The 695-nt window shown below is 39.0% G+C and carries 1 protein-coding gene; it reads right to left on the bottom strand.

Annotation, left to right across the window (positions count from 1 at the left end; all coding sequences use genetic code 11):
• Window positions 1–385 (bottom strand): S-adenosylmethionine synthetase N-terminal domain-containing protein (locus B4F91_RS00980; protein ID WP_288635330.1); only part of this gene is annotated, 385 nt, incomplete at its 3' end.
• Between the last annotated feature and the right edge of the window lie 310 nt (window positions 386–695).

Here is a 695-nt window from a genome sequence, read left to right on the forward strand (position 1 = left end):
TACATGCATAACCAAACATTAAGCCTTGGTCGCCAGCACCTTGTTCTTCTGGGCTAGTACGGTCAACACCTTGGTTAATATCAGGAGACTGCTTACCAATTGTGTTTAAAATTGCACACGAGTCTGCATCGAAACCCATGTCTGAATGCGTGTAGCCAATTTCACGTACTGTTTTACGTGTAATTTCTTCAATATCAACCCATGCGCTAGTGGTAATTTCACCACCAACCATAACCATACCGGTTTTTACGTAAGTTTCGCACGCAACACGGGCATGAGAGTCTTGCTCTAGGATAGCATCAAGTACCGCATCAGAGATTTGATCGGCGATTTTATCCGGATGACCTTCAGAAACAGATTCAGAAGTAAATAAATGTTTTGCCATTGTATTTCTGCTCACAAATATTGCGCTTCACAAACGTCGGTATTAGCGCTAAAAAATTAAGGGGCGTATTTTATCTAAAACAAAACACCTTGCATAGTGTTTTTACGCCTAGACGTCTAAATAAAATGAGTAATAACTTTTTGGTCTTAAAAAATATTCATAATAGCCCATTTTTATGGGGTTTTTAATTGCACACTGCACCCACATTAAGTAAGAATGGTTGCTATAACAGCTCTTAAGTTACTTAAGGGTATTAACGAACACATAAGTACCCGCGCAAATACACATAAAGGTAGGAGAATTCATGCCA

This window comes from Pseudoalteromonas sp. UBA6610 (assembly GCF_002433295.1).
Taxonomy (GTDB): domain Bacteria; phylum Pseudomonadota; class Gammaproteobacteria; order Enterobacterales; family Alteromonadaceae; genus Pseudoalteromonas; species Pseudoalteromonas atlantica.